The organism is Diaphorobacter sp. ED-3 (assembly GCF_027625375.1).
Taxonomy (GTDB): domain Bacteria; phylum Pseudomonadota; class Gammaproteobacteria; order Burkholderiales; family Burkholderiaceae_C; genus Diaphorobacter; species Diaphorobacter nitroreducens.
Genome location: NZ_CP115182.1, coordinates 2,139,187 through 2,163,170 on the forward strand (window position 1 = coordinate 2,139,187; position 23,984 = coordinate 2,163,170).

A 23,984-nucleotide genomic window follows, 5' to 3' on the forward strand; every position below is an offset into this window, starting at 1 on the left:
GGTGTAGCGTGGGAATTTCAAGCCAAATATGCCTGGAGCGCTTTCCCATCAAGCGCGAGCAGCTATCATTTTGATAAATCTCGCACGCACCGCACTTTCTTACCCATGCATCCGTACCTTCTGCTCGGCATCTCCATCGTGGCGGAGGTGGTGGCCACCTCGGCGCTCAAGTCCTCGCAGGGGCTCACGCGGCTGGGGCCCAGCGCGCTTGCGGTGCTGGGCTACTGCGTGGCGTTCTACCTCGTCTCCAAGGTGATGAACCACATGGCCACGGGCGTGGTGTACGCCGTGTGGTCGGGGCTGGGCATCGTGCTGATCTCGCTGGTCGGCTGGCTGCTCTATGGGCAGAAGCTGGACCTGCCGGCCGTCGTCGGCATGGCCATGATCGTGGGCGGCGTGCTGGTGATCCAGCTGCTCTCCAAGGCCACGGGGCATTGACCCGTGCGGCCTGTCAAGCTATCGAAGCCATAGCGCAAATGCGCGGCGGGGCAGGGTGCCGGTTCCTACAATGGCTCACACCTTGACGCTGGAGAACCCCATGACCGCCACGCCCGAACGCCCCGCCCTGGATGAAGCCACCCTGGCCTTTGCCGAGAAGGTGTTCGACGCCGCGCGCCAGGGCGACGCCGCGCGTCTGGCGCTGTGGCTGGACAACGGCCTGCCGCCCGACCTGCGCAATGCCCAGGGCGACAGCCTGCTGATGCTGGCCAGCTACCACGGCCATGCCGAGGCCGCGCGGCTGTTGCTGGCGCGCGGAGCCGACGCGGGGCTGGTGAACGGCCGCGGGCAGACGCCGTTGGCCGGCGCCGCCTTCAAGGGCGACGTGGACATGGTGCGCCTGCTGCTGGACGGTGGTGCGGCCGTGGACGGGCCTTCGCCGGATGGCCGTACGCCGCTGATGTTCGCCGCCCTGTTCAACCATCCGGCCGTGGTCGAACTGCTGCTGTCACGCGGCGCCAACCCGCGCGCGGCCGACCAGCAAGGCAACACCGCCCTGGGCTGCGCCCGCGCGATGAAAGCCGACGCGGCAGCCGCCCTGCTGCGCTCGGCAGGTGCCGAAAGTTTTGGGTGAAAAGACGAGCTGGCGCCGGTTGGATAAGCGGTTGAAGCTACTTTATTGATAGCAAAATAGTTGGCATATGCCCGGCAGCGGATGCCACCGCTGGGGCAATGCGCTTTGGCGCCCAAGCCGTTAACCACCCCACAACTGCAACACCACCTGCGTATACAGCGGGATGCCCAGCAGGATGTTGAGCGGAAACGTCACACCCAGCGACAGGCTGACGTACAGCGAAGGATCTGCCTCGGGTATCGCATAGCGCACCACGGCGGGCACGGCGATATACGACGCACTGGCGGCCAGCACCATCAGCAGCACGGCGTCGCCCGCGGGCACCTGGGCAAGCCACGCCAGGCCGACCGCCACGCTGGCATGCACCAGCGGACCCCACACTGCGTAGGCCAACAGCCAGGGCGACTGTTTGCGCACGGCGGGCAGATTGCGCGCGGCAGACAGGCCCATGTCCAACAGGAACAGGCAGAGCATGCCCTTGAACAGGTCACCCGAAAACGGCTGCATGGCGGCCTTGCCTGCCTCGCCCGTGACGAGGCCGATGAGCATGGCGCCCAGCAACAGCAGTTGGGTGCCATCGGTGAACGATTCGCGCAGGATCGTCCCCACCGACAAGGCCGGACCGGCCTTGCCCGCTGGGGCGGGGCCCGCGGCACCCACCCCGCCGGGGCAGGCCAGGGCGGCGCCTGAAGGAGAAACGGCCATCACGGGCGCAGCATGGGCTGCGGGCACCGCCTGGCGCTGGCGCAGCGCATTGGCCAGCATCACGGCCAGGAGGATGGCGGGCGACTCCATCAGCGCCATGGCCGCGGCCATGTAGCCGCCGTAGGAGATGGATTGCGATTCCAGGTACTGCGTGGCGGTCACGAATGTCACTGCGCTGACCGATCCGTACGTGGCCGCCACGGCCGCCGCGTTGAAGCCCGACAGCACCCGTCGCAGCAGCGCGTAACCCACCAGGGGCACCACCACGGCCAGCAGCACCGCCAGTCCTAGGCTGCTGGCCACGCTGGCCGTGAAGCCCGAGGCCGCCAGCGCAAAGCCGCCCTTCAGGCCCAGCGCCGTGAGCAGGTAAATCGACAAGAACTTCGAGATGGCCGCAGGCATCTCCAGGTTGGACCGCACCAGGCCCGCAAAAGCGCCCAGCGCAAAAAAAAAGACCGCAGGGTCCAGCAAACTTTGCATTCTTCAACTCCACATGGGTGATGGGAGGCGATGCTAGAGAGGGCAGGGGGCAAAGTAAAATCGATTCGAATGCGGTTATCTATAGATAAAAATCTATGAATATCACTTTTCGCCAACTGCGCCTGTTTCTTGCGCTGGCCGAGACCGGCAGCGTGAGCGCCGCCGCCAAGCTCATGCACGTGACCCAGCCCACGGCTTCGATGCAGTTGCGCGAGGTAGCGCAAGCGGTGGGCGTGCCGCTGTACGAGGTGGTGTCGCGCCGCGTGTACCTGACCGAGGCGGGCCAGGCCCTTGCCCGCACCGCCCGCGCCATCGCCAGCGAGTGGGATGCGTTTGAGCAGGGCATTTCGGGCGCCAAGGGCCTGACCAGCGGCCGGCTCAAGGTGGCGGTGGTGAGCACCGCCAAGTACTTCGTTCCCCGCCTGCTGGGCAGCTTTTGCAAGCTGCACCCACAGATCGACATTTCGCTGGAAGTGCTCAACCGCGACCATGTCATCACCCGTCTGCGTGCCAACCAGGACGACCTTTACGTGATGTCCATGCCGCCGGACGATTTGCCGCTGGAGGACCATGTGCTCATGCCCAACCCGCTGGTGGTCATCGCTCCCGCGGGGCACCGGCTGGCTGCCAAGAAACGGGTGGCCTTGCCGCAGCTGCAGAGCGAGCGGTTCATCCTGCGCGAGAAAGGCTCAGGCACACGAATGGCGACGGACGCCCATCTGCGCCAGTTGGGCTTTGCGCCCGCTGCGGTACTGGAGCTGGGCAGCAATGAGGCCATCAAGGAGTCGGTGCAAGGGCAACTGGGCGTTTCCATCGTTTCGCGGCACGCGCTGGGTCCGCACCTCGATGGCCTGGCCATTCTGAACGTGCAGGGTTTTCCCATCCAATCGCAGTGGCACCTGGTCTGGCCCAAGGGCAAGCGGCTGTCGCCCATTGCCGAAGTGTTTCGCGGGCATTTGATGGATGAGGCTGCTGGATGGATGCAGAGCCGCTGAGGGCTGCGGCGGCGCGCGGCTTATCCCTTGGCCAATGAAGGCGCGGTCGCCGCCGCCTCATGGCTGTGACTGACGATGGTGGCCAGACTCGGGGCAGGCACCGGTTTGCACGTCCATCTAGGCAGCACCCTGTGGCAAAGGCTGTCGGGCACCGAGCTGCTGCGGGGCGTGGCCCCACAGGCTTTTCACCGACGGGGGCGGCTGCCGCACCCGGCTGGACCGGGCCCGACTGTTATGGGTGCGTGAGTGCGACGCCACCCGCCAGCCGCGCCTGCACGGTGCGCTGCAGCGTGGAGGGGGCGTCAGCCAGCAGTGCGGGCCAGTCGGCCTGCGCGCGGCGTACCAGGTCCCGCAGCAGTGCCAGGTGGCGCGGTATGCGCAACAGGCCGGCGGTCTTGATGAGGGCCTGCAGTGCGTCCCAGTCCAGCGCGCGCATGCTGCGGTCGATGGCGCGATTCACCGCGTACTGGTGCTCGGTCGCTCCCTCGAAGAACGCAGCCACGCACACCGGGTCGTACAGCGGCGCCAGGCGCGGCGTGTGCCCGTCGGGGTAGACCAGTGCCCAGTTCTTCAGGTGAGCGTCGGTGTTGCCCATGAGGATGAACGCCACCATGCGCGCCAGGAACTCGCGGGTGTCTTGCACCGGCTGGTCGCTCAGGCGATCGACCACGCGCAGCATGGTGGCCCAGTCCTGCAACAGGCCCTTGCCGTACTTCTGGCGCGGCGCGTAGCCCAGGGCCTGGTTGAACTCCTCCATGTGCACGCGGGTGCCGTCGGCCAGATGGTCGAAGCGTTGCACGGCCAGGATGTCGTCTAACGGCACGGCCTCGGGCAGCTCGGCCTCGGCGCGGGTGATGATGCGCGCCTGGGCGCAATGCAGGCCCAGGCTACCGGCCAGCTGGTAGCAGGTGAACTCGTTGGCCACCAAGTCCGGGTGGGCGGTGGTGGGCAGCTTGAGGATCACGCTGCCGGCGGCGCCGCGGCGCTTGACGAGGTAGCGGCGCCCGTCCTGCACGGCACTGAACTTGGTGACTACACCGGGCAGCGAGGCGGCGTCTTCCACCGGGTATTCGACAAACCCGGGCTCCAGCACGTCCAGGCCCTGCGTGGTGTGCCAGTAGCGCACCACGTCGGGCACGCCCTCTTGGGCGGGCACGGGTTCGACCTCCAGCGCGCCCATCAGGTCGTGGCCGGCGGCGGCCAGCAGCTCGAATTCGTCGTCGGGCGCGCAGCCGCGTTCGCGCGCCAGGCGGTCGCGGTTGTGGCCCTCGGGCAGCAGGTTCTGGAAGTACGCCGGCCAACGCCCGTCGGTGCGCACCAAGCGGGCGTCACGCGCCGAGCGCAGGATCCGCTGCGTGTCCGCCTCGTTCGCGCTGCGGTAGCTCAGCGACAGGGTGGGGCGCTGCGGGTCGGCGATGTAGTCCTCATCGAAGGACACGCGCAGGATGTCGCCGTACTGGGACAGGTAGCCGATGCCGCGCCGCCCGCCCCCCTGCGCTGCAGGGCGGTGCAGGTACAGGCGCAGGTAGCGGATGGCGGTGCTCATCGTGCGTCTTGATCAGCGACCCAGGCTCTCCACCACCGAGGGGGGCGCATCCGCCCCCGAGGGCTGGCCCAGGAACTTGCCTCCCGACTGGATGAAGGCCTGCAGCGCGGGGCTCAACTCGGCCGGCACCGCGATCAGCTCCATGCCGAGCACGCGGGCCATCTCGGCCAGGGTGGAAAAGCGCGGGTCCACGTCCCCCGTCTCGGTGCGCTGCACGGCCATGCGCGACAGGCCGGCTTGCGCGGCCAGGTCGGCTTGTGTGATGCGCCGGGCTTTGCGCACTTCTGCCAATGTGGTGATCAACGAATGCGTCATGCCATCCTTTATACGCTTTTTTATTAAAAAGCGCTTTATAAGTTTCTTTTTTCAAGCGGGACACGGCAGCAGAGCCCCGCGCAACTCCGCAAAGCGCTGTGCCTGCAGCGCCAGCCATTCCTTGACCAGCAGCATCGGCGGGCTGGGATGCGCCGTGGTGACGAAAGAGTACGACGCCCGCGAGCGCACGCTGCACCCGAACAGCGGCACCAGCCGCCCGTGCTGTACGTCTTCCAGCACGAGGGCCGCGCGCCCCATGGCAATGCCTTGGCCCGCCAGGGCGGCGCTCAGCGCCAATTGCGACAGGTTGAACTGCTGCCCGGCGCCCCAGTCGGGCGGCGCTGTGTCCGTGCAGGCGCACCAGTGTTGCCATTCCTCGAATGGGTCGGCACCCTCCCAGGCACTGCTGTCGTGCAGCAGCCATTCACCGCGCAATTGCGAGGTTGACTGCAGGTCAGGATGGGCGGCCAGGAAGGCGGGGCTGGCCACGGGAATCAGCCACTCATCCAGGAACACGCTGGCGCGCAGGTCGGTGTAGCCGCCCAGGTCGAAGCGCACTGCCGCCTCGACCCCGTCGCGCACCATGCGGGTGCGGTCCAGCCGGTGGAACTCGCCAAACACGCGCAGGCCCACGTCCGGGTGCTCACGAAAGAACTCCCCCAGCCGCGGCGTGAGCCACTGCATGGCAAACGAGGGCGAGCAGCTCAGCGTGGCCACCGGCGTATCGCCGGTCACGCGCATCTGCGACAGGGCGTCCTCGATGGCGCCGAAGCTCTCGCGCAGCACCACGGCCAGCCACTTGCCCTCGGGCGTGGGCATGAGGGTGCGGGGCGTGCGCACGAAGAGGGGGCGCCCCAGCCAGGTTTCCAGCTGCTTGACCTGCTGGCTCACCGCGCCCTGGGTGATGCACAGCTCCGCCGCCGCGCGCGTGAAGCTGCCGTGGCGTGCGGCTGCTTCAAAGCAGCGCAGCCACGCGAGCAGGGAAGGAAAAAGCCGTGAATTCATTATTCAAACTAATGCACTCGTCAATATAAACGAGTTGTATCGGTGCCGGGGCATGCCAAGAATGCCGTCTATACCCACCTTCCACCGACCGTAGCCCATGCCCTCCGTTGTTTCCCCACAGGACCACTTGCAGGACGACGCCCCGGGCGCACAACTGCGCCGCGCCGAGCCCTGCCTATGGCTCAACCCGCACAGGCAGCCCATACCCGCCGCACGGCAGGCCGTGGCCGGTGATCACATTAGTCTGGATGATACGGAGAAGGCAGCGGCACGCTTCGCGCGCTTTGCGCCGCTGCTGGAGGGCGTGTTCCCCGAGTTGCAGGCGACGGGTGGCGTGATCGAGTCGTCCCTGTTACCCGCATCCAGCCTGCATGCCGCGGCGGGGCTCGTCGCGGGCCAGGGCGCGCTGTGGATCAAGGCGGACCACCGGTTGCCCGTGGCCGGGTCCATCAAGGCACGCGGAGGCATCCATGAAGTGCTGGAGCTGGCCGAGCGCCTGGCACTGCAGCACGGCCTGCTGACGCCGCGGTCCGGTGCCGACGACTACCGCGCCCTGGCAAACCCCGCTGCGCGCGCCGTGTTTGCGCGCTACACCGTGGCCGTCGGCTCCACGGGCAACCTGGGCCTGAGCATCGGCGTGGCGGCATCGGCGCTGGGCTTTCGTGCCGTGGTGCACATGTCGGTCGATGCCAAGGAATGGAAGAAGCAGCGTCTGCGCCAGCGCGGCGTGCAGGTGGTGGAGCACGCGGGTGACTACGAGGGCGCCGTGGCCGCGGGGCGTGCGCAGGCGGCGCAGGACCCGTTCAGCCATTTCGTGGACGACGAACGCTCGCTGTCGCTGCTGCTGGGTTACAGCGCCGCGGCGCTGCACCTGCGCCAGCAGTTGCAGGACGCGGGCATCGTCGTGGACGCGCAGCACCCCCTGTTCGTCTACCTGCCCTGCGGGGTGGGGGGGGCGCCGGCAGGCATCACCTTCGGCCTGCGGCAGGTGCTGGGGGCGCATGTGCACTGCTTCTTCGCGGAGCCCGTGCAGTCGCCGTGTTTCTTGGTGCAAATGATGGCCGGACAGGGCGCACACCCCTCGGTGTACGACTGGGGCCTTACCAACCGGACGGAAGCCGACGGCCTGGCCGTGCCACGCGCGTCCCTGCCCGCGGCCGAGCTGATGGAGCCGTTGCTGTCGGGCTGCTTCACCGTGCGCGACGACACCCTGTTTCGCCAACTGGTACAGGTGCTGGATGCCACGGGCGAGCGCATCGAGCCGTCCGCAGCGGCGGGCCTGAGCGGCCCCGGTTTCCTGACGGGCACCGAGACGGGCCGCACCTGGCTGCACGCGCAAGGGCTGTGGCCCCACCTGGCGCAGGCCACGCACCTGGTGTGGACCACCGGCGGGCTGTACGTGCCGCCCGAGGCCTACGCGCGCTTCGAGGAACGTGGCCGGGCCCTGGGTTGACGCGCCTTCGCCGAGTCCTGGCCCCGCGAAAGGATCTGTTTTTTGACTGGCTTGACTGGAGAGAACGCCATGAACCGCAAGACGATGTTGTCCATGCTGGCCTGCGCCCTGGGTGCCGCCGCTTTCGCCCCCGCGCATGCGCAGGAGGCGTTTCCCTCCCGGCCCATCACGCTGGTGATTCCGTTCCCCGCGGGTGGAGCCACCGACGTGCTGGGCCGCTTGATCGGCAAGAAGCTCGGCGACAAGCTGGGGCAAAGCGTGGTCATCGACAACCGCGCTGGCGCGGGCACGGTGATCGGCGCGAGCTACGTGGCCAAGGCCGCGCCGGACGGCTACACGCTGCTGCTGAGTTCGGGCACCACCTTTACGGTGAACCCGGCGGTGCGGCCCCGGCTGCCGTATGACCCCGTCAAGAGCTTCGAACCCATCGGCATCACCGGGCGCACGGGGCTGATCCTGCTGGCCAGCAAGAGCGTGCCGGTCAACGATGTGAAGCAATTCGTCAGCGCCGTGAAGGCCGCGCCCGACAAGTATTCCTACGGCTCCTTCGGCGCGGGCACGACCTCGCAGTTCGCGGGCGAGATGTTCTTTCATGCCGCGGGCCTGAAGATCCAGCACGTGCCCTACAAGGGTAGCGCGCCGGCCATGGTGGACCTGATCGGCGGGCAGATTCCGTTCACCGTGGACACGGTGTCGGCCGCGCTGCCCCAGCTCAAGGAGGGCAAGGTCAAGGCGATTGCCGTCACCACCGAGAAGCGCTCGACCCTGCTGCCCCAGGTACCCTCGCTGGCCGAGAGCGGTTACCCCGGCCTGAACATGGACACCTGGCTGGCCCTGGTGGCGCCCGCAGGCCTGCCTGCCGCGGTAAAGACGCGGCTGGAGAAGACGCTGGCCGAGGTCGTGGCCGACCCCGACACGCGCGAGCGCCTGCTCGCCCTGGGCTTTGAGCCCGCATTCGCCTCGTCGGCCGAGCTGGCTGCCCTGATCGAGCGGGAGCTGCCGCTGATGCGTGCCATCGCCCAGCGCGCGGGCATCACCGCCGACTGAGGCGCGGCTCATCCACAATGGCCCCTGGACCTTCTTCACGACCATGACTGCTGATCCCACGCTGGTGGAACTGTCCGCCAATGAACTGCGCCACCGCATCGGCACGGGCGAAATCTCGCCCGTCGAGCTGCTGCAAGCCTGCATCGACCGCATCGAGGCGGTGAACCCCTATGTGAACGCCGTCACCGCCACCTGCTACGACCGCGCCCGCGCCGAGGCGCATGCCGCCGAGCGGGCGGTGCGCGCCGGCGAGCCCCTCGGCCTGCTGCACGGGCTGCCCATGGGCGTGAAGGATCTGGAGGCCACCGCCGGCCTGCTGACCACCTACGGCTCGCCCATCTACCGCGAGAACATCCCTGCGCAGGACAACGTGCTGGTGGCGCGCCTGCGCGCGGCCGGCGCCATCGTCACGGGCAAGACCAATATTCCCGAGATGGGCGCGGGCGCCAATTCGCGCAACGTGGTCTGGGGCGCCACGGGTAACCCGTTCGATCCGCGCCTGAACGCGGGCGGCTCGTCCGGCGGGTCGGCCGCGGCGCTGGCCTGCGACATGTTGCCGGTGTGCACGGGCTCGGACACGGGCGGCTCGCTGCGCATCCCCGCGGCCAAGTGCGGCGTGGTGGGTTTTCGGCCGTCGCCCGGCGTGGTGCCCAGCTCGCGCAAGCTGTTGGGCTGGACGCCGATCTCCGTGGTCGGCCCCATGGGCCGCACGATGGCCGAGGCCTGCCTGCAGCTGGCCGCATCGGCCGGCCTGTCGGCGGGCGACCCGCTGACCTACCCCCTGGACCCCCACAGCTTCCTGCACCTGGAGCCGGCCGACCTGGGCGGCCTGCGCGTGGGCTACACCGAAGACTTCGGCGCCTGCGCGGTGGACGACGGCATCCGCGCGGTGTTCCGCGCCAAGATCGGCGCCATGCGCCACCTGTTCCGCTCTTGCGAGGAGATCCGGCTGGACCTGGGCGACGTGCACCGCTGCTTCGACGTGCTGCGGGCCGAGAGCTTCTTGGCCGGCATGCGCGAGGCCTACGAGCGCGACCCCGCCAGCCTGGGGCCCAACACGCGCGCCAACTACGAGATGGGTGCGGCCATGTCGCTGCTGGACAGCGCCTGGGCACAGGCCGAGCAGACGCGCATCCTGGCGCGCTTCCAGGAGGCGTTTGCCAACTTCGACGTGATCCTGGCACCCACCACGCCGGTCTCGCCCTTCCCGTGGACCGCGCTGTACGCGAGTCACATCAACGGTGAACCCCAGGCCAACTACTACCGCTGGCTGGCACTGACCTATGTGACCACGCTGACCACGCACCCCGCGTTCAGCGTGCCCTGCGGGCGCGACACGGCCGGCATGCCGTTCGGCCTGCAGGTGGTGGGGCGCTTTCGCGACGACCATCGCCTACTGTCCATCGGCCTGGGGCTGGAGCAAGCCTTTGCCCGCATCGATGGCCTGCAGCGCCCGCGGCCCGACCTGGCCCGGCTGGGGCCGGTGCAACCCGCGCTCACCTCCATCGTCACCCACGCGCCGGACCCCGATGACGCGCGCGGCGTGCCGCGGCTGGGCGCACGCGGTACCGAGGAGCAGGCGTCGGCGGTCTGACAGTGATTGGCGAGGGAACCCATGCAACCCTATGACTTTGTGATCATCGGCGCGGGCATTGCCGGCGCCTCCGCCGGTTGGGAACTGGCCGCGCACCGCCGCGTGCTGCTGCTGGAGCGCGAGGCCCAGCCCGGCTACCACACCACCGGCCGGTCGGCTGCGCTGTACTCGGCCACCTATGGCACGCCCAACATCTGCGCACTCACGCGGGCCAGCCGCGCGTTCTACGATGCGCCGCCGCCCGAATTCGGCAGCGCCCCCATCCTCACGCCGCGCGGCGTGGTGTACCTGGCGGGGCCCGACCAGCTCGACCTGCTGGAAGCCGCCTACGCCGAGGCGCTGCCGCGCAACCCGCAGGTGCGCCGCCTGACGCGCGAGGAGCTGCTGGAGCAGGCCCCGTGCCTGCGCCCCGAGGCCGTGGCCGCGGGCATGAGCGAGCCCGGCGCCGCCGACATCGACGTGCATGCGCTGCACCAGGGCTACCTGCGCGGCCTGCGCCAGCGTGGTGGCGAGATCCGCACCCATGCCGAGGTGACGGCCCTGCAGCGGGGCGAGGAGGGCTGGCACATCACCCTGGCCGATGGCGAGGTGCTGCACGCGCGCGCCGTGGTCAATGCCGCAGGCGCCTGGGCCGACGTGGTGGCAGCCCAGGCGGGCGTGCCGCCCATCGGGCTGGAGCCGCGGCGGCGCACGGCCTTCACCTTCCCCGTGCCGGCCGGCATGCAAGCGGCCCACTGGCCGGCTGTCATCGGCATTGCGGAGGACTACTATTTCAAGCCCGACGCGGGGCAGATGCTGGGCTCCCCCGCCAATGCCGACGCCGTGGCGCCGCACGACGTGGTGCCTGAGGAACTGGACGTGGCCATGGGCATCCACCGCATCGAGCAGGTGACGTGCTTTCAGATCCGCCGCCCCTCGCACACCTGGGCGGGGTTGCGCTCGTTCGTGGCCGATGGCGACCTGGTCATTGGCTGGGACAACCATGTGCCCGGCTTCTTCTGGCTGGCCGCGCAAGGCGGCTATGGCATCCAGAGCGCGGCGGGCGCGGCGCTGCTGACGCGGCAGTTGGCACTGGGCGAGCCGCTGGCCCCCGAGTTGGCGCGCGAGGGTGTGGACGTGGCGGGCCTGTCGCCTGCGCGGCTGCGCTGAGCAAGGCCAGGGCTGAAGCCGGCCTGAGCCGGCGAAAAAAAGCCAGCGCGCCGTGCGCGTCAGGCGTAGGTGTTGAGCTGCGTGCCCAGCGGGCCCTCGGTCGCCAGCGGCGGCTGGGGCAGGGCGGCGAGCAGGGTGGCGGCGGCCGTTTCCTGCGTGTCCAGGGCCTTCTTCAGCACGGTGACCTGGACGGCATCGGCCGTCTCGCGGCTGGCGAGGGCGCTGGCGGTGCTGACGATGGATTGGGTGAGGGCGACGTCCATGGCGATCTCCGGTGTACCTCTTGTTATCGGCCAGTTCACCGCGGATTCAAGGGTGCTTCTATAAACATAGCTGTTCGCGCTTGATGCGTAAGGATTTCAAGCTGTTTTGGTGCTGAAAATCCATCCTGGCAAGCGCAGCCAGCTATTGTTTTTGTATCAGTCCAGCGCGCTCGCGCCGTAGGCCTCGCAGGCGGCGAGGTCGGAATCGCTGGCCTTGGGCAGGCGCGAGGCCGCGTCGCGCAGCGCCGTGCGCAGGCCTTCCTCCAGCACCGGATGGTAGAAGGGCATGCGCAGCAGGTCGTGCACCGTCAGCCGCTGCTCGACGGCCAGCGCCAGCAGGTGGGCCATGTGTTCGCCCGCTGGCGCGCACAGCTCGGCGCCCAGCAGGCGGCCGCTGCCGTGTTCGGCGTACACGTTCAGGCGCCCGTGGTTGCACTGCGCCACGCGCGCGCGGCCCTGGCGCGCAAAGTCCACCGTGCCCCCCACCCATTGCCCCTCGGGCAGATCGGCATGGCGCTGCCCCACCACGGCGGCCTGAGGCTGGCTGAAGGTGATGGCCAGCGGCGTGCGCCGGGCGAAGCCGCGCGGCGTGGGCGCCAGGGCGTTCAACCCCGCAATGTGGCCCTCGTCCGCGGCCTCATGCAGCAGGGGGCGGTCGCCATCGGCATCGCCCGCGATGAAGACGGGCAGATCGCCCACCTGCAGGGTGCACGGATCGATGGGCGGGCGGCCCTTGTCGTCCAGCTCCACGCCCAGCGTGTCCAGCCCCAGGTGTTCCAGGTTGGGGCGCCGGCCCATGGCGGCCACCACCTGGTCCACCACCACGGTCGCGCTGCCGTTGGTGACCTGTATGCCGCCGGCCACCTCGCGCAACTCGGCCTTGTCGCCCACGTTGACGATGAATTCGTCCTTCAGCCGCGCCAGCAGCGCGTCGTTGATGGCGGGGTCGCTCAGGCCGGCCACGCTCTTGCCCGTCGCGAAGGCCATCACCTCCACCCCCAGCCGCGCGAGCGCCTGCGCGATTTCCACCCCCAGCGGCCCCAGCCCGATGACGGCCACGCGCGGGCCGAGCGTGGGCTGCTCGAACAGCGTGTCGGTGGTGAGGATGCGGTCGCCAAAAGCCAGCCAGTCCTCCGGCACGATGGGGCGCGAGCCCGTGGCGATGATGATGCGCCGCGCGGTGTGCACCTGGCCGTTCACTTCCACGCGCTGCGCGTCCAGCAGCCGGGCATGGCCGCTGATGGCGCGCTCGCCCGCGTCGGTGGCGGCCAGCGTGCCGGCCACGAAGTCATCGCGCAGCGCGCGCACGCGGCGCAGTACGGCGGGCAGGTCCACCCGCAGCGCATCCGCGCCCTCGATGCCGAAGGTGTGCAGAGCGCGCCGCGCATGGTAGGCGTTGGCGGCCTCGATGAGCATCTTGGACGGCATGCACCCCACGCGCGCGCAGGTGGTGCCCCAGGGGCCGTCGTTCACGATGCGCCAGTGGTCGGTGCGCTTGCGCACCTCGCGCAGCGCCGCCAGTCCGGCGGACCCGGCGCCCAGGATGATCACGTCCAGCGGCTGGCTCATGGAGGGGGCTCCTTGTCAATGCGGGCCGCCAGTGTCGCCGCGCGCGCCGGCGCGGCATGTAGGCGCGCAGGCATTGTTGGGCTTGCGTGGGCGCGGCCCGCCCCCGGTCTTCAGTCCGTGGATTCGCCCCAGGCCACGCGGCCCTGGCCTGCTTCGTTCACATGGTGGACGAAGGCCTCGGCCTCGGCCTCGGGCAGGCGCAGTTGCAGCGTGACCAGCGTCGCATGCTGCACCTGCAGCAGTTGCGCGCCAGCACCGTCGATCATGCGGCGCAGCAGTCCTTCCAGGGCGTAGGGCACGCTGCATTCCAGGGTGCGCATGCGCTGCAGCGGCACCTTGTCTGCCTGCAGCAGCGCCTGGGCCACGGTATCGGTATAGGCGCGCACCAGGCCACCCGCGCCCAGCTTCACCCCGCCGAAATAGCGCACCACGGTGGCCAGCACGCCCTCCAGGTCCTGGTGGCGCAGCACATCCAGCATGGGCCGCCCGGCGGTGCCGCTGGGCTCGCCGTTGTCTACCGCGGCGGACTGGCCGCCCGCCAGCAGCGCCCAGCACACATGGGCCGCGCCCGGGTGTTCGCGCCACAGCGCATCCACCACGGCCTGCGCGCTCGCGCGGTCGGCCATGGGCTGCACGCAGCCGATGAAGCGGCTTTTCTTGATGATGAGTTCGCTGTGAACGGGGGCGCTGAGGGTGTAGGGCATGGGGCGGCCGAGCTTACCCCATGGGCCGACGGCGACAAGGGCCATGCGGGGGCGGTTAGGCGCAAAGGGGGCATGGCTTCTAAAATGCCCGGCCCCCACCTGCAGGCCCGCCCATGAACGCCCCGATCGATGTCTCCTTCTTCCCGCGCAACGCCAAGCCGTTGACCAGCTACCGCCCGTATTGGGCCAAGCGCTTTGGCGTGGCGCCGTACCTGCCCATGAGCCGTGCCGAGATGGAGCAGCTGGGCTGGGACAGCTGCGACGTGGTGCTGGTGACGGGCGATGCCTACGTGGACCACCCGAGCTTCGGCATGGCGGTGATCGGGCGGGTGCTGGAGGCGCAGGGCTTTCGCGTGGGGATCATCGCGCAGCCGGACTGGCAGAGCGCCGACGCGTTCAAGGTGCTGGGCAAGCCCAACCTGTTCTGGGGCGTGACCGCGGGCAACATGGATTCGATGATCAACCGCTACACGGCGGACCGCAAGATCCGCAGCGACGACGCCTACACGCCCGGCGACGTGGGTGGCAAGCGGCCCGACCGCGCCGCCGTGGTCTACAGCCAGCGCTGCCGCGAGGCGTACAAGGACGTGCCCATCGTGCTGGGCGGCATCGAAGGCTCCCTGCGCCGCATTGCCCACTATGACTACTGGAGCGACAAGGTGCGCCGCTCCATCGTGGTGGACAGCAAGTGCGACATCCTGCTGTTCGGCAACGCCGAGCGTGCCCTGGTTGAAGTGGCCCACCGCATTGCGCGGCGCGACCCGGTGGAGACCATCACCGACGTGCGCGGCACGGCCTTCGTGCGGCGCGCGTCCGAGCCCGGATGGTTCGAGATCGACTCCACCGAGGTGGACGAGCCCGGCCGCGTGGATGAGCTGATCAACCCCTACATGACCACGAGCGAGCAGGCTGCGGCCCAGGGCCAGGCGTGTTCGCAGGAAGATGCTGCAAATTCAATAGCTGCCAGCGCTGACCCACAAAGCGCTGGAGGCCAAAAACCCTTGCAGACCGTGCAGATCGTGCCCAACCCGGCGCTGCCCTCCAAGGGGCGCAGCGGGCGGGCGCTGCCGCCGCGCGAGCGCACCGTGATCCGCCTGCCCAGCTACGAGCAGGTGAAGGCCGATCCGGTGCTCTACGCCCACGCCAACCGCGTGCTGCACCTGGAGACCAACCCCGGCAACGCCCGCGCGCTGGTGCAGGCGCATGGCGAGGGCGCGACGGCGCGCGACGTGTGGCTGAACCCGCCGCCCGTCCCGCTCACCACGGCCGAGATGGACTGGGTGTTCGGCCTGCCGTATGCGCGCAACCCGCACCCGCAGTACCTGGACGCGCAGGGCAGCTACGAGGGGCCGACCAAGATCCCGGCGTGGGAGATGATCCGCGCGTCGATCAACATCATGCGCGGCTGCTTTGGCGGCTGCACCTTCTGCTCCATCACCGAGCACGAGGGACGCATCATCCAGAGCCGCTCGGAGGATTCCATCATTGCCGAGGTGGAGGACATCCGGGACAAGGTCAAGGGCTTCACCGGCACCATCTCCGACCTGGGCGGCCCCACGGCCAACATGTACCGCCTGGGCTGCAAGAGCCCAGAGATCGAGGCCGCCTGCCGCAAGCCCAGCTGCGTGTTTCCCGGCATCTGCCAGAACCTGCACACGGACCATGCGCCGCTGGTCAACATCTACCGCCGTGCGCGCAAGCTGCCGGGCATCAAGAAGATCCTCATCGGCTCCGGCCTGCGCTACGACCTGGCGGTGAAGTCCCCCGAATACGTGAAGGAGCTGGTGCAGCACCACGTGGGCGGGTACCTCAAGATCGCGCCCGAGCACACCGAGGCGGGGCCGCTGTCCAAGATGATGAAGCCAGGCATCGGCAACTATGACCGCTTCAAGCAGATGTTCGAGCAGTACACCGAAGAGGCGGGCAAGAAACAGTTCCTGATCCCGTACTTCATCGCCGCCCACCCCGGCACCACCGACGAGGACATGCTGAACCTGGCCATCTGGCTCAAGAAGAACGGCTTTCGCGCCGACCAGGTGCAGGCCTTCTACCCCAGCCCCATGGCCAGCGCCACGGCCATGTACCACTCGGGCCGCAACCCGCTCACGCGCGTGCGACGGCAGATGCGCGACGTGGCCGAGGAACAGGTGGACGTGGTGCGTGGCGAAAAGCGCCGCCGCCTGCACAAGGCCTTCCTGCGCTACCACGACCCCAACAACTGGCCGCTGCTGCGCGAGGCGCTGAAAAGCATGGGCCGGGCCGACCTGATCGGCAACGGCAAGCACCACCTGATCCCCACCTTCCAGCCGCTGGTCGACGGCAGCTACCAGAGCGCCCGCAAGAAAAACAGCACCGGGCCCAAGGGTGGCGGGGCCGGCGTGGGCTACACCATCAACAAGGACGGCAAGGCCGTGGCGCTGCGCCGCCGCCCGCAGGAGCCGGAGGAGCCGCAGGGAGACGTGCGTTTTCGTAGCAGCGCGCCGCAGCCGGGCCGCATGCTCACGCAGAACACCGGCCTGCCGCCGCGTGCGGGCACCGGTACCCGCACTGGCAGCCGTGGCAATGCCGGTGGCAACGCTGCGGGCGCCGCGGGGCGCCGCCAGGGCGGGGCCGGCACCCCGGCGTCGGGCAAGGGTACGGGCCGGCGGCGCTGACGGGGCGGCACCCGGCCGTCAGCGCGCGGGACCGGCGGGGGCGGGCACCAGCTCCTCAATGACCAGGCGGCGGTAGTAGAACGCCGCCAGCGGGCCCAGCGGCTGCAGCAGGTCGCGCAGCGTCTCCGGAGCGTCGGAATCCGTGGCACGCAGCAACAGGCCGTGGGCGCCGTCGCTGGCCAGTTGCGCGATGCGGCGCACGATCACGCCCTCCGCACCGACCGAGGGCAGGGGTGCATCGGCATTGCCCAGCGTGCGCACCACATGTTCCAGGATCATCGGCGGCGTGGCGTGCGCCACGTCATCGCGACCCTGGGCCTGCAGCGCCCGGCCTGCGGAGCGCGCCGCCTCCTCGTTCGCAAACAGCGCGAACACATGGCCCGTGGGGTAGAAAGTCCCGGTCGCCGTGGTCATGCTCGGGTCGAGGGCGAAAGGCTTCATGGCGTCGTTCTCCAATGCGGCAAGAAACTGGACCCATTGGAGGTGCCGCAGCGTCGCCTGGCTGTCGGGCGATGGAAGGCCGCGCTGTCGGACGTGGCCGCAGGGCATGCCGCATATCCCGATAAAAACCGGCCCTGCCGCAATGCTGGTAAGCGCGAGCAGCTATAAAAAAGAAAGCGCTTCGCGCAGCGTCTGCGGCCGCAGCGTCCACACCGCCAGTGCGGCGCAGTTCACCGCCACCGTGCCCCAATACACCGCGCGGAAGTCCTGTTTGCGCGATTTGTGGCGCAGCCACTGCTGGGCCCACCATGCGGCAGGCCAGCCGCCCAGCAGGGCGAGCAGGTGCAGGTGGCTCTCCCGGGTGCGCCAGGCGCCGCGCTGGGCAGCGCTTTTGTCGAGGACATAGGCGAAAAAAGTCACCAGATTGAGTCCCGCTACGGCCACCAGCAGCCACAGTGGCAGGCGCTGTGCCCAGGCACCCCAGGCGAGCAGGGCCAGCCAGCCCAGCATCAGCAGCATGGCCAGGCGGGCGCCCGCAGGGGACGTGTTCTGCTGGCGCGCAGACCGGGGCCGCACCTGCGTGGTGCGCGGGTTTTTGTCGCCATCCCTGCGCCGCTCAGTGCCTTGCATGGCCAGTTCAGCGCAGGGTGTGCAGCGGAATGTCGCGCGACTGCGCCAGCGCGGTCAGTTCGTCACGGGTATGCCCCAGGAGGAAGCGGGCGATGGCTGCGTGGGTGGCCTGGTCGCGCATGTGCTCCATGTCGCCCCGGGCCGCGAGGCCTGCGGCCTCGCACAGGCGCGTGGCAAAGTGCGGCTCGAGAGCAGCCACGGCCACACGACCGTCGGCGCAAGGGTAGACGCGGTAGCCCGCGTGGGCACCGCCCACATCGCCCTGCGGTGTGGTCAGGCCCCAGTGCAGGGGCATCGCCAGCCACTGCGCGGCCTCGGCCAGTCCCACCTCGATGCAGACCCCCGTGCCCTGCTGCGCGCGTGCCAGCAGGGCCTGCAGAACGGCCTCGCTGGCCATGAGGGCACCAGCCATGTCGGCAAACAGCGTGGGGGGCACCTGCAGGCTGGCCAGCAGCCCGGCCTCGGCCTGGTAAGTGAGATCGTGGCCCGGTTCCTCGGCGCGCTCGCCCAGGGCGCCGACGATGCGCACCAGCGACAGGCGCGGGTAGCGCGCCTGCAGCGCCTCCCAGCCCAACCCGAGTTTGGTCAGCGCCGAGGGGCGAAAGGATGTGATCAGCACGTCGGTGTGCGCCAGTTCGGCATGCAGCGCGGCCTGGCCTTCGTCTGTCTTGAGGTGGGCATGCAGCACGCGCACGCCCTGGTGCAGTTCACCGTAGGCAGCCGGGCTGTAGATGCCCATGGGGTCGGCGCTGGGCTGGCCCGGGGCCGGGGGCGGTTCAAGCTTGGTGCACTGTGCACCCATTTGGGCGCAGCGCAACAGGGCCGCAGGGCCCGGCAGGTTGAGTGCCAGGCTGAGGACGCGGGTATGCGCAAGCGGTGCGTTCATGCTCAGAAGGACTCCCATTCATCGTCCTTGCCCGCGCTGGCGGGTGGCGCCTTGGGCGTGCTGGGCGGAAGTGCGGCCACCGCCTTGGCTTTGGCGGGGGCGGGCGCGCGTTTGGCTGCGGGTGCCGCCGTGCGCAGAGCGGGGCGGGGGGCTGGTGCGGGCATGGGCGCCGGGGCCTGTGCTGCGGGAGCCTGCGGGGCTGCCGGGCGCACGGGCGTGTTGCCGCCCTGCGCACCGAGCTTGAAGACGGCCACGGTGTTGACCAGATCGGCCGCCTGGCTGCGCAGGCTGCTGGCCGCGGCGGCCATTTCCTCGACCAGTGCTGCGTTCTGCTGCGTGACCTGATCCATCTGTGTCACGGCTTCGCCTACCTGCGTCACGCTGGCGCTCTGCTCGCTGCTGGCCGCGCTGATCTCGCCCACGATGTCGGTCACGCGGCGAATGGAGCCCACCACCTCCTGCATGGTGGTGCCCGCCTGATCCACCAGGGCGCTGCCGGCCTCGACACGGTTGACGCTGTCGGTGATGAGGCTCTTGATTTCCTTGGCCGCTTCGGCGCTGCGCCCGGCCAGGCTGCGCACCTCGCTGGCCACCACGGCAAAGCCCCGGCCCTGCTCGCCGGCCCGGGCGGCTTCCACGGCCGCATTGAGGGCCAGGATGTTGGTCTGGAAGGCGATGCCATCAATGACGCTGATGATGTCGGCAATCCGCTTGCTGCTGTCGTTGATGCCCTTCATGGTGTCCACCACCTGGGCCACGACCTGCCCACCCTGAACAGCCACGATGCTGGCACTTTGGGCCAACTGGTTGGCCGCACGCGCGTTGTCGGCGTTCTGGCGCACGGTGGAGCCCAGTTGCTCCATGCTGGCGGCGGTTTCTTCCAGTGCGCTGGCCTGGCTTTCGGTGCGGCCCGACAGGTCCTGATTGCCCTGGGCAATTTCGGCACTGGCCATCGCCACAGATTCGGAACCGCTGCGTACCCGCTGCACGACATGTGCCAGCGATTCCTGCATGGCAGCGAGCGAGCGCAAGAGCAGCGATATTTCGTCCTTGCCATGGACTGGGATGCTGCGGCTCAGGTCACCATGGGCAACGGCGTCGGCGGCTTCCACGGCTTCTTTCAGGGAGCGGGTGATGTTGCGCATCACGGCCAGCCCAAAAAGCACACCAAAGGCGATCCCGAGGACAATGGAGCCGATCGAGAGAGCGCGCAGCGTGTTGTAGCGGCTGGTGGCGGCATTGAACTCGGCTTTGGTTTCATTCAGCTGCAGATCGACCAGGGCCTGTATGCCTTCCCGCAGGGGGGCATAGCCCGGGCGCACCATGGTGTCGTTGAGGCTTTTGCCTTTGTCAAAATCACCCGCCTGCAACGCGGCGACTGCAGGTTTGAGGGCTTCATTCACAAATCTGGTGTGGTCGGCCTCGAACTTGTTGGCCAGCACCTTCTCGGCGGCAGTCATGCTGGTGGCAGCGTACGCTACCCAGATCTTGCTGGTTTCCGCCAGGCTTCGGTCGATTTCTGTAGCAGTGCGTGTGACTTCTTCGGGTGTGAAGTTGGCAAGGGCGCTGGTCAGCGCCAGACGGTTTTCCAGCAGGTTGGACTGGATTTGCGACAGCTGACCCAGGGGCACGGCACGGTCTTCGTACACGGTGCGCAGGCCTTCTTTGGTCTGGTCTGTGCCATAGAGGCCTATGCCTCCCACGATGAGCTGCAGGACGGACATCAGTCCGATGAGGAACACAAGGCGGGTCGAGATCTTGAAGTGATTCATGATGTGCAGTGGCGGGCGTCTATGGATTTGTTCAGATGCGCAGGGCGTCCGAATTATGCAAGGCTTTGTAACGAAGTGTGAGATCCGTGCGAGATGGCTTCGGATATGCCAAAAAAAAACCGCCCGGGAGGGCGGTTTTTTTGTGCACGTGATACTTACATCACCTTGGCAATGGCCTGGCAGACGTAGTCGATGTTCTTGCTGTTCAGCGCGGCCACGCACATGCGGCCGGTGTCGGTGCCGTACACGCCGAACTCATTGCGCAGGCGCACCATCTGGTCTTTGGACAGGCCGGAGTAGCTGAACATGCCGATCTGCGTGGTGATGAAGCCCATGTCCTGCTTCACACCGGCGGCCTTCAGGCCGTCCACCAGCTTCTGGCGCATTTCCTTGATGCGCACGCGCATTTCGCCCAGCTCCTTTTCCCACAGGGCGCGCAGCTCGGGGTTGTTCAGTACCGCCGCCACCACGGCGCCGCCGTGCGTGGGCGGGTTGCTGTAGTTGGTGCGGATCACGATCTTGAGCTGCGAGAGCACGCGCGCGGCCTCGTCCTTGTCGTTGGCCACCACGGACAGCGCGCCCACGCGCTCGCCGTACAGGCTGAAGCTCTTGGAGAACGAGGTGGACACGAAGATGTTCAGGCCGGCCGCGACGAACTTGCCGATCACGGCGCCGTCCTCGGCAATACCGTGGCCGAAGCCCTGGTAGGCCATGTCGAGGAAGGCCACCAGGCCCTTGGCCTTCACGGCGGCGATCACCTGCTCCCACTGCGCGGCGGTGATGTCGTAGCCCGTGGGGTTGTGGCAGCAGGCATGCAGCACCACGATGGTGCCGGGCGCGGCGGCGTTCAAGTCCGCCAGCATGCCGTCGAAGTCCACCTTGCGGTTGGCGGCGTCGTAGTAGCGGTAGCTGCCCACCTCGAAGCCGGCATTGGTGAAGATGGCGCGGTGGTTTTCCCAGCTCGGGTCGGAGATCAGCACCTTCGCGTTCGGGCTGATCTTCTTGAGGAAGTCTGCGCCGATCTTCAGGCCGCCCGTGCCGCCAATGGCCTGCACCGTGGCCACGCGGCCGGCCTTGACGACGTCGGACTCCGCGCCGAACACCAGGGCCTTGACCGCGTTGTCATAGGCGGCGATGCCGTCGATGGGCAGGTAGCCGCGCGCAGCGGGCTTGTCCATCATGGCCTTTTCGGCCGCCTGCACGCACTGCAGCAGGGGCAGCTTCCCGTTGTCGTCGAAGTACACGCCCACGCCCAGGTTGACCTTGGCTGGATTGGGGTCGGCGGCGTATTGTTCGTTGAGACCCAGGATCGGGTCGCGGGGAGCCATTTCGACGGCGGTGAACAGAGACATGAAAAGTCCTTGAGGGGATGGAAATCTGACGACGGGACCTCACCTACGGTAGGCTTTCGGTCCACTCTTGATTTTAACGGCCGCCCCCGCGCGCCGTTTACCTCCGCCATGCATGAAGTCACCTCTGAGCCGGCCGCTGGCGCGGCGGACGGGCAGTTCGTCCAGTTTCCAGGTTCGCCCTTTTCGTTGTACCAGCCATACCCGCCCGCCGGTGATCAGCCCGAGGCCATCGCCAAGCTGGTGGAGGGCGTGCAGGACGGCGAGGTGTTCCAGACCCTGCTGGGCGTGACGGGCTCGGGCAAGACCTTCACCATGGCGAACGTGATCGCCCGCCTGGGACGGCCGGCCATCATCTTTGCGCCCAACAAGACGCTGGCCGCACAGCTGTACAGCGAGTTCCGCGAGTTCTTCCCCAAGAACGCCGTGGAGTACTTCGTGAGCTACTACGACTACTACCAGCCCGAGGCCTACGTGCCTCAGCGCGACCTGTTCATCGAGAAGGACAGCGCCATCAACGAGCACATCGAGCAGATGCGCCTGTCGTGCACCAAAAGCTTGCTGGAGCGGCGCGATGTGGTCATCGTGGCCACGGTGTCGGCCATCTACGGCATTGGCGAGCCCGAGAGCTACCACCGCATGATCATGACGCTGCGCGTGGGTGACCAGCTGAGCCAGCGTGACGCGATCGCGCAGCTGATCCGCATGCAGTACCAGCGCAACGAGCAGGACTTCAGCCGGGGCAAGTTCCGCGTGCGTGGCGACACCATCGATGTGTTCCCTGCCGAGCATTCCGAGCTGGCGGTGCGCATCGAACTGTTCGACGACGAGGTGGAAAGCCTGCAGCTGTTCGACCCGCTCACGGGGCGTATCCAGCAAAAAATCCCGCGCTTCACGGTGTACCCCAGCAGCCATTACGTGACGCCGCGCGACAAGGTGCTGGCGGCCGTGGAGACCATCAAGCAGGAACTGGACGAGCGGCTCAAGTTCTTCGTGGCCGAGGGCAAGTTGGTGGAGGCGCAACGGCTGGAGCAGCGCACGCGCTTCGACCTGGAAATGCTCAGCGAAGTGGGGCACTGCAAGGGCATCGAGAACTACACGCGTCACCTGTCGGGTTCTGCGCCTGGCGAGCCGCCGAGCACGCTGACCGACTACCTCCCGTCCGATGCGCTGATGTTCCTGGATGAGAGCCACCAGATGATCGGGCAACTCAACGCCATGTACAACGGCGACCGCGCGCGCAAGACCACGCTGGTCGAGTACGGCTTTCGCCTGCCGTCGGCATTGGACAACCGGCCGCTCAAGTTCGAGGAATTCGAGAAGCGCATGCGGCAGGTGGTGTTTGTTTCGGCCACTCCGGCTGATTACGAGAAGGAGCACTCGGGCCAGGTGGTGGACCAGGTGGTGCGGCCCACCGGCTTGGTGGACCCGGAGGTGGAGGTGCGTCCCGCTACCCATCAGGTGGATGACGTGCTGCAGGAAATACGCATTTGCACGCAAAAGAATCAACGCGTACTCATTACGACGCTGACGAAGCGCATGGCGGAGCAACTGACCGATTACCTGAGCGACAACGGGGTCAAGGTGCGCTATCTGCACTCCGATATCGACACCGTGGAGCGCGTGGAAATCATTCGCGACCTGCGCCTGGGAGCCTTCGATGTCCTGGTGGGGATCAACCTGCTGCGTGAAGGGTTGGACATTCCTGAGGTCTCCCTGGTGGCCATCCTGGATGCCGACAAGGAGGGATTCCTGCGCGCCGAACGCAGCCTGATCCAGACCATTGGCCGGGCGGCGCGCAACCTGCACGGCAAGGCCATCCTGTATGCCGACCGAATCACCGACTCAATGCGCAAGGCGATCAGCGAAACGGAACGCCGCCGCGCCAAACAGATCGCATACAACGAGGCCCGGGGTATTACGCCGCGCAGCATCGTCAAGCAGGTGCGAGACCTGATTGACGGCGTTTATAGCGAGAAGGCCGGCCAGGAAGCCCAGCGACTCCGCGAAGATGCGGCGCGGCAGGCCGAATTGGAGGAGATGTCCGAAAAGGACATTGCCCGCGAAATCAAGCGGCTGGAAAAGCTCATGCTGGAACACGCCCGCAACCTGGAGTTTGAGCAGGCTGCTCGGGTGCGCGATCAATTGACCCGTCTCAAGGACCGGGTGTTTGGAGCGCATGGCGGCGATCAAATCCCTGCCGCATGACCAGGTTTTGCGACCCTGCAGGAGAAAACGCGACTGTTTAGTCTAGTTACCCGACAAAATTAATAGGGATTTGTGCTATACTTGTCTCAAACACTCAAGAAAGAGCCCCACAACAAACAAGGGCCTTGGAGGCTGCAGCCGTAGCGC

The 23,984-nt window shown here is 67.9% G+C and carries 21 protein-coding genes; 9 read left to right on the top strand and 12 right to left on the bottom strand.

The features are described from left to right. The first annotated feature begins 105 nt into the window (after positions 1-105). Both PCQ86_RS10520 and PCQ86_RS10525 read left to right on the top strand, forming a co-directional pair. A complete protein-coding gene (locus tag PCQ86_RS10520; RefSeq protein WP_047350324.1) occupies positions 106-438 on the top strand; it encodes an SMR family transporter in 333 nt (110 codons plus the stop codon). Positions 439-508: 70 nt separating this feature from the next. Continuing rightward, entirely contained in the window at positions 509-1,072 is a 564-nt protein-coding gene (locus PCQ86_RS10525; RefSeq protein WP_442874404.1) for an ankyrin repeat domain-containing protein, read from the top strand. A 120-nt stretch (positions 1,073-1,192) separates the two neighbouring features. Here the strand turns inward: PCQ86_RS10525 and PCQ86_RS10530 are convergent, their stop codons facing one another. Further along, a complete protein-coding gene (locus tag PCQ86_RS10530) occupies positions 1,193-2,257 on the bottom strand; it encodes a sodium-dependent bicarbonate transport family permease (RefSeq protein ID WP_270173668.1) in 1,065 nt (354 codons plus the stop codon). 95 nt (positions 2,258-2,352) lie between these two features. Between PCQ86_RS10530 and PCQ86_RS10535 the strand changes: the two genes are divergently transcribed. Continuing rightward, entirely contained in the window at positions 2,353-3,252 is a 900-nt protein-coding gene (locus tag PCQ86_RS10535) for a LysR family transcriptional regulator (protein WP_270173669.1), read from the top strand. A gap of 232 nt (positions 3,253-3,484) precedes the next feature. Here the strand turns inward: PCQ86_RS10535 and PCQ86_RS10540 are convergent, their stop codons facing one another. Genes PCQ86_RS10540 through PCQ86_RS10550 form a run of 3 tightly spaced genes read right to left on the bottom strand, consistent with a single transcriptional unit; the run spans position 3,485 to position 6,118 of the window. Then, a complete protein-coding gene (locus PCQ86_RS10540; protein ID WP_270173670.1) occupies positions 3,485-4,798 on the bottom strand; it encodes a type II toxin-antitoxin system HipA family toxin in 1,314 nt (437 codons plus the stop codon). 12 nt (positions 4,799-4,810) lie between these two features. After that, on the bottom strand, positions 4,811-5,125 hold the full coding sequence (locus tag PCQ86_RS10545; protein ID WP_333489991.1) for a helix-turn-helix transcriptional regulator: 315 nt from the start codon (positions 5,123-5,125) through the stop codon (positions 4,811-4,813). Positions 5,126-5,164: 39 nt separating this feature from the next. Beyond that, positions 5,165-6,118: a LysR family transcriptional regulator gene (locus tag PCQ86_RS10550; RefSeq protein ID WP_270173671.1), complete on the bottom strand. Its 954-nt coding sequence runs from the start codon at positions 6,116-6,118 to the stop codon at positions 5,165-5,167. A 97-nt stretch (positions 6,119-6,215) separates the two neighbouring features. On the opposite strand from PCQ86_RS10550, the gene PCQ86_RS10555 reads away from it, so the two are divergent. The 4 genes from PCQ86_RS10555 (at position 6,216) to PCQ86_RS10570 (ending at position 11,361) form a co-directional block, all read left to right on the top strand. Next, positions 6,216-7,571, top strand: a complete 1,356-nt coding sequence (locus tag PCQ86_RS10555; protein WP_270173672.1) for a D-serine ammonia-lyase — start codon at positions 6,216-6,218, stop codon at positions 7,569-7,571. A gap of 69 nt (positions 7,572-7,640) precedes the next feature. Further along, on the top strand, positions 7,641-8,618 hold the full coding sequence (locus PCQ86_RS10560) for a Bug family tripartite tricarboxylate transporter substrate binding protein (protein WP_270173673.1): 978 nt from the start codon (positions 7,641-7,643) through the stop codon (positions 8,616-8,618). Between the two features lie 43 nt (positions 8,619-8,661). Continuing rightward, positions 8,662-10,212 (top strand): amidase, encoded by a 1,551-nt coding sequence (locus PCQ86_RS10565; protein WP_270173674.1) that lies wholly within the window; start codon positions 8,662-8,664, stop codon positions 10,210-10,212. A gap of 21 nt (positions 10,213-10,233) precedes the next feature. After that, a complete protein-coding gene (locus PCQ86_RS10570; protein WP_015913181.1) occupies positions 10,234-11,361 on the top strand; it encodes an NAD(P)/FAD-dependent oxidoreductase in 1,128 nt (375 codons plus the stop codon). A gap of 59 nt (positions 11,362-11,420) precedes the next feature. Here the strand turns inward: PCQ86_RS10570 and PCQ86_RS10575 are convergent, their stop codons facing one another. The 3 genes from PCQ86_RS10575 to PCQ86_RS10585 form a co-directional block, all read right to left on the bottom strand. Continuing rightward, positions 11,421-11,624 (bottom strand): YjfB family protein, encoded by a 204-nt coding sequence (locus tag PCQ86_RS10575; protein ID WP_047350331.1) that lies wholly within the window; start codon positions 11,622-11,624, stop codon positions 11,421-11,423. 156 nt (positions 11,625-11,780) lie between these two features. After that, positions 11,781-13,193: a dihydrolipoyl dehydrogenase gene (locus tag PCQ86_RS10580; protein WP_270173675.1), complete on the bottom strand. Its 1,413-nt coding sequence runs from the start codon at positions 13,191-13,193 to the stop codon at positions 11,781-11,783. 110 nt (positions 13,194-13,303) lie between these two features. After that, positions 13,304-13,897, bottom strand: a complete 594-nt coding sequence (locus tag PCQ86_RS10585) for an IMPACT family protein (RefSeq protein ID WP_270173676.1) — start codon at positions 13,895-13,897, stop codon at positions 13,304-13,306. 113 nt (positions 13,898-14,010) lie between these two features. On the opposite strand from PCQ86_RS10585, the gene PCQ86_RS10590 reads away from it, so the two are divergent. Beyond that, positions 14,011-16,551, top strand: a complete 2,541-nt coding sequence (locus PCQ86_RS10590; protein WP_270173677.1) for a YgiQ family radical SAM protein — start codon at positions 14,011-14,013, stop codon at positions 16,549-16,551. An 18-nt stretch (positions 16,552-16,569) separates the two neighbouring features. On the opposite strand, the gene PCQ86_RS10595 is transcribed toward PCQ86_RS10590, so the two are convergent. The 5 genes from PCQ86_RS10595 to PCQ86_RS10615 all read right to left on the bottom strand — a co-directional run bounded on the left by PCQ86_RS10595 (position 16,570) and on the right by PCQ86_RS10615 (position 21,632). Then, entirely contained in the window at positions 16,570-16,992 is a 423-nt protein-coding gene (locus PCQ86_RS10595) for a hypothetical protein (protein WP_270173678.1), read from the bottom strand. A 162-nt stretch (positions 16,993-17,154) separates the two neighbouring features. Further along, a complete protein-coding gene (locus PCQ86_RS10600) occupies positions 17,155-17,622 on the bottom strand; it encodes a DUF1294 domain-containing protein (protein WP_270173679.1) in 468 nt (155 codons plus the stop codon). Between the two features lie 7 nt (positions 17,623-17,629). Next, complete coding sequence (locus PCQ86_RS10605; protein ID WP_270173680.1) at positions 17,630-18,508, bottom strand: CoA transferase; 879 nt, start codon at positions 18,506-18,508, stop codon at positions 17,630-17,632. A 2-nt stretch (positions 18,509-18,510) separates the two neighbouring features. Beyond that, entirely contained in the window at positions 18,511-20,280 is a 1,770-nt protein-coding gene (locus tag PCQ86_RS10610) for a methyl-accepting chemotaxis protein (RefSeq protein WP_270173681.1), read from the bottom strand. A 155-nt stretch (positions 20,281-20,435) separates the two neighbouring features. After that, complete coding sequence (locus PCQ86_RS10615) at positions 20,436-21,632, bottom strand: amino acid aminotransferase (RefSeq protein ID WP_011805379.1); 1,197 nt, start codon at positions 21,630-21,632, stop codon at positions 20,436-20,438. A gap of 108 nt (positions 21,633-21,740) precedes the next feature. On the opposite strand from PCQ86_RS10615, the gene uvrB reads away from it, so the two are divergent. After that, entirely contained in the window at positions 21,741-23,837 is a 2,097-nt protein-coding gene (gene uvrB, locus PCQ86_RS10620) for an excinuclease ABC subunit UvrB (protein WP_270173682.1), read from the top strand. The last annotated feature ends 147 nt before the right edge of the window (positions 23,838-23,984 follow it).

What these genes read in the sequence shown, in the direction of transcription:
- PCQ86_RS10550 (WP_270173671.1), bottom strand. Translation starts at nt 6,118, where the DNA reads ATGAATTCACGGCTTTTTCCTTCCCTGCTCGCGTGGCTGCGCTGCTTT.
- PCQ86_RS10570 (WP_015913181.1), top strand. Translation starts at nt 10,234, where the DNA reads ATGCAACCCTATGACTTTGTGATCATCGGCGCGGGCATTGCCGGCGCC.
- PCQ86_RS10600 (WP_270173679.1), bottom strand. Translation starts at nt 17,622, where the DNA reads ATGCAAGGCACTGAGCGGCGCAGGGATGGCGACAAAAACCCGCGCACC.
- PCQ86_RS10575 (WP_047350331.1), bottom strand. Translation starts at nt 11,624, where the DNA reads ATGGACGTCGCCCTCACCCAATCCATCGTCAGCACCGCCAGCGCCCTC.
- PCQ86_RS10530 (WP_270173668.1), bottom strand. Translation starts at nt 2,257, where the DNA reads ATGCAAAGTTTGCTGGACCCTGCGGTCTTTTTTTTTGCGCTGGGCGCT.
- PCQ86_RS10590 (WP_270173677.1), top strand. Translation starts at nt 14,011, where the DNA reads ATGAACGCCCCGATCGATGTCTCCTTCTTCCCGCGCAACGCCAAGCCG.
- PCQ86_RS10580 (WP_270173675.1), bottom strand. Translation starts at nt 13,193, where the DNA reads ATGAGCCAGCCGCTGGACGTGATCATCCTGGGCGCCGGGTCCGCCGGA.
- PCQ86_RS10540 (WP_270173670.1), bottom strand. Translation starts at nt 4,798, where the DNA reads ATGAGCACCGCCATCCGCTACCTGCGCCTGTACCTGCACCGCCCTGCA.
- PCQ86_RS10610 (WP_270173681.1), bottom strand. Translation starts at nt 20,280, where the DNA reads ATGAATCACTTCAAGATCTCGACCCGCCTTGTGTTCCTCATCGGACTG.
- PCQ86_RS10565 (WP_270173674.1), top strand. Translation starts at nt 8,662, where the DNA reads ATGACTGCTGATCCCACGCTGGTGGAACTGTCCGCCAATGAACTGCGC.
- PCQ86_RS10520 (WP_047350324.1), top strand. Translation starts at nt 106, where the DNA reads ATGCATCCGTACCTTCTGCTCGGCATCTCCATCGTGGCGGAGGTGGTG.
- PCQ86_RS10560 (WP_270173673.1), top strand. Translation starts at nt 7,641, where the DNA reads ATGAACCGCAAGACGATGTTGTCCATGCTGGCCTGCGCCCTGGGTGCC.
- PCQ86_RS10585 (WP_270173676.1), bottom strand. Translation starts at nt 13,897, where the DNA reads ATGCCCTACACCCTCAGCGCCCCCGTTCACAGCGAACTCATCATCAAG.
- PCQ86_RS10615 (WP_011805379.1), bottom strand. Translation starts at nt 21,632, where the DNA reads ATGTCTCTGTTCACCGCCGTCGAAATGGCTCCCCGCGACCCGATCCTG.
- PCQ86_RS10595 (WP_270173678.1), bottom strand. Translation starts at nt 16,992, where the DNA reads ATGAAGCCTTTCGCCCTCGACCCGAGCATGACCACGGCGACCGGGACT.
- PCQ86_RS10605 (WP_270173680.1), bottom strand. Translation starts at nt 18,508, where the DNA reads ATGAACGCACCGCTTGCGCATACCCGCGTCCTCAGCCTGGCACTCAAC.
- PCQ86_RS10555 (WP_270173672.1), top strand. Translation starts at nt 6,216, where the DNA reads ATGCCCTCCGTTGTTTCCCCACAGGACCACTTGCAGGACGACGCCCCG.
- PCQ86_RS10525 (WP_442874404.1), top strand. Translation starts at nt 509, where the DNA reads ATGGCTCACACCTTGACGCTGGAGAACCCCATGACCGCCACGCCCGAA.
- PCQ86_RS10535 (WP_270173669.1), top strand. Translation starts at nt 2,353, where the DNA reads ATGAATATCACTTTTCGCCAACTGCGCCTGTTTCTTGCGCTGGCCGAG.
- uvrB (WP_270173682.1), top strand. Translation starts at nt 21,741, where the DNA reads ATGCATGAAGTCACCTCTGAGCCGGCCGCTGGCGCGGCGGACGGGCAG.